General features: G+C 33.6%; 4 protein-coding genes. 1 reads left to right on the top strand and 3 read right to left on the bottom strand.

From position 1 onward, the window contains the following. Positions 1-407 precede the first annotated feature (407 nt). Positions 408-716, top strand: coding sequence for a hypothetical protein (locus AN391_RS19700; RefSeq protein WP_004587588.1), 309 nt, complete (start codon positions 408-410; stop codon positions 714-716). A 210-nt stretch (positions 717-926) separates the two neighbouring features. Here AN391_RS19700 and AN391_RS19705 read toward each other — a convergent pair whose 3' ends face one another. The 3 genes from AN391_RS19705 to AN391_RS19715 all read right to left on the bottom strand — a co-directional run bounded on the left by AN391_RS19705 (position 927) and on the right by AN391_RS19715 (position 3,049). Then, entirely contained in the window at positions 927-1,268 is a 342-nt protein-coding gene (locus AN391_RS19705; RefSeq protein ID WP_055016962.1) for a hypothetical protein, read from the bottom strand. A gap of 748 nt (positions 1,269-2,016) precedes the next feature. Further along, positions 2,017-2,442 (bottom strand): hypothetical protein, encoded by a 426-nt coding sequence (locus tag AN391_RS19710; RefSeq protein WP_055016963.1) that lies wholly within the window; start codon positions 2,440-2,442, stop codon positions 2,017-2,019. 22 nt (positions 2,443-2,464) lie between these two features. Then, on the bottom strand, positions 2,465-3,049 hold the full coding sequence (locus tag AN391_RS19715) for a hypothetical protein (protein WP_055016964.1): 585 nt from the start codon (positions 3,047-3,049) through the stop codon (positions 2,465-2,467). Positions 3,050-3,244: the final 195 nt, after the last annotated feature.

The raw sequence follows: 3,244 nt of genomic DNA on the forward strand, positions 1-3,244 counted from the left end.
TTAGCTTTTAGCTTTTAGCTTTTAGCTTTTAGCTTTTAGCTTTTAGCTTTTAGCTTTTAGCTTTTAGCTTTTAGCTTTTAGCTTTTAGCAAAATGGTATTGTTTTTATTTTCGGTGTAAAAATCATTATTGTTGGAGGCGTAATAGCAGTTTAAATACGTTTTCCTGCTTAAAAACTAAAACAAACTCCCTCTACATGTAAAACCAAATAGTGCGCGCTTTCGGCCAACGCGCTTGCAAGCTAAGCGCCTACAAGTAATAGCATTTTTACTTATTGTGGTTATTACATTGGCTGTGCGTTAGGTCTCGCTTCGCTCAAATCAACCCACGGTTGTTGCATACCTACAAGCTTGCGTATAATGCCCGCATTCTGGCTGTATCTATTAGCCGCTAATTTGGATTTTAATAATGAAAAAACTCTCTGCAGTGCAAGTAAAACAACAAGCACTTGTGCTTAACGTTGCCGATAAACTAGAAGCACAAGGGCGCGAAGAAATCCCTGGTATGTTGCAGTGCTGGTTTGATGTGGAATATCACTTATTTCCAAGTTCACTACTTTTGTGTTTTCAGTTTGAAAACGAGCAAGCTTTAGCAGCCGCAGAGCCTGATTTATTAAAATGGCAAAAGCGTTTAAGCGCCGCAATGCTTAAAAAAGGCGTGATTTTAAAAGATATGCGTAAACACTTAGTGTTTACTTTAAAAGGCCCTGATGATTAAAATAGGGGGTAGAGCAAAGTTTAGTCCGCTATAGGTTATAAAAATAAGTTTAAGTGCATACACACAAGGGCAATATTATTGCCCTTTTTTTTAAATGGGGTTACTGGGGCAGTTTTGCACTTTTCCTTAATCACAAAAGTAGAAGGGCCGCCCCCTGCCGAATACTATAATTGCTCATAATCGAATTAAGTTAAGCCTGAGATAAGATTTTCACTGAAACTTTTTTATCAACTGACTTGCATTATTTATATATATTTGGCAGTTTTCTGTAGTTAATGAGCTTTCATCTAAAGATTTATCTTTATCTGCATTTTCAAATAAATTAATAAAATCAACCTGCGCACTATAAAATCGATTACTTAAGTCAGAGTTTGACTCTAACTCAGAGCTTAAATAACTATTGAGCTCATTATGTAACTTACTATATTCTTTTATTTTTTCGAGAGTCGCTTTATTATTTAAATTTTCACAAAGTATTAAGCCCGCAGAAGTTTTTCCAGCAAGATGAAAGTCAGCACTTAGCGAAGCCATTAAAAAAATACTAAGCATCATTTAAAGTTCCTTTTTAAATATATAAAAATAAATTTTAATAAACTCGGCTAATATAGCTAAAAATATTACGAGCTGTAAAAGTCACTCAAAAACTGTGTGGGTATGGGGTCAAATTTTTGACTTCAGACATCAAACCACTTCGAAGCTCTTCCCAATGTAATTTAACCTTCTTATCTTCAATCATTAATGCATTTAATCTTTCAACAGCTTTTGATACAGCCGAATAGTGTTTAACATTAAAAATAATTTCTAACGCTTTTAAATTTTAAAACTGTGGCCAAAATTAGTTGACCACTAGAACTAAGATGTGATGCGGAGGTAGGGAGAAATTATTTCTTATAAGCAGACTTTGCTAATATCAAGCTAATGTAAAAAGTTAGTATAGATAACCCAAATAATAATAAAGATACAGACCAACCAAGAGGGCCTGTTTCACATCCGTTATTATATTTACAAGCAATGGTATTCGGTTCTAAAATAAATTGATAAGAAAACCATCCGAGAAATAATGAAAGAGCTAATAAAAGTAAAGCTAATATTATTTTTGATTGTATGGACTTTAACGTTGTTGACCCATTTTCGGATGGATATTTTCGTATCAGGTATAAAAGAAAAAAGCATCCAACACTAAAGACTGTTAAAGTTAAACTATATAATATATTAATTATTTTAGGACTAAGAGTTGATATGAAAATTAATAAAGCTGAGATTAATATTATATAGGTTAGCTCTGAACGCATAATTAAGATTACTCTCTTGCACTGCAAGAAATAATTAATTCACCACGACTCTGTGAAGTAAGTGCAAAGTAAACATTCATTTTATTATTATCATTAGTCCTTGGAGCGCTCCTTACGCTAATCGTATCTTTTTTAGTTTGTGAAATGGTAATCTTAAAAGAGCTAATCCAGGGATTTTGTACTCCTGTTTGTATAACTGTTGCAGCTGACGCGTTTACAGTAACTTTACCATTTTTATAAATCAACTTATCATCATTAAGAGCTGTCGAAAGGTTTACCGAAACACTCTTTAGCACTTTAGGAGCATCTTCAAAATAATTTTCATTAATAATTGCGCAACCAATTTTATTCATAGGGAAAGATTTGGAAGCCGATATATCACTAAATAATATTAATGATATAGATAGAAATATAAACAAAAGTTTCTTTTTCATGTGAATTATTAGCCCAATACTGTTAAGGATAAAATATGCCTTTACCGGGATTTATATCATTAGCAATCTGCCAGCGAAGAATTCTCTCTAACTCCCAACCTTTCCTGCTTATTTCACCAATAGTAGCGTCTTCAATCTCTCGTAAAATCAATCCTAATTTTTCAGTAATACTAAAATACTCGTCGAGTTTATCTAACGAATATGCTATGCCAAGGCCGATAAATATAGCTACAGCCAGAGGAGCTGCGGCTATTGTAGTTGTTGTTCCTACAGCAGCTGCTGCAACCGCAGCCGCAATACTCGATACACCAACTTTTATCAAAGATACAGCTAAATCGGCAAGTAAATTACTAAGTAAAACCTCATCTTCTAAAAAATGTTGAAGTATTATAATTGGAACTGTAAAAAATATTGTTAAGCGAGCACCGGAGCGAGCACTCTGAATTATGGCTGAAGTTTTCCCTATAGCCATATCGACAACTCGAGCATTTTTAGCTGTTTTAGTGAATATGGTTTTAAATTCGAGTTTACCTTTAAAAATAATATACTTCTCACCTCGAATATATTTTTCATAAACTCGACCAGTAAAACCTAAATCCCGGATCATTTGAATTAATACTCGACCATCTAAAGCCGCTGATAGAAAGGCTTGGGGTCAAATCTTGACTTCAGACATCAAACAGAAAGGCTTGGGGTCAAATCTTGACTTCAGACATCAAACAATCTCGAAGTTTTTCCAATTGTAATTTAACCTTTTCATCTTCAACCATTAATTTATTCAACCTACCTACAGCTTTCGATA

The sequence above is a fragment of the Pseudoalteromonas sp. P1-13-1a genome, assembly GCF_001401875.1.
Lineage (GTDB): Bacteria > Pseudomonadota > Gammaproteobacteria > Enterobacterales > Alteromonadaceae > Pseudoalteromonas.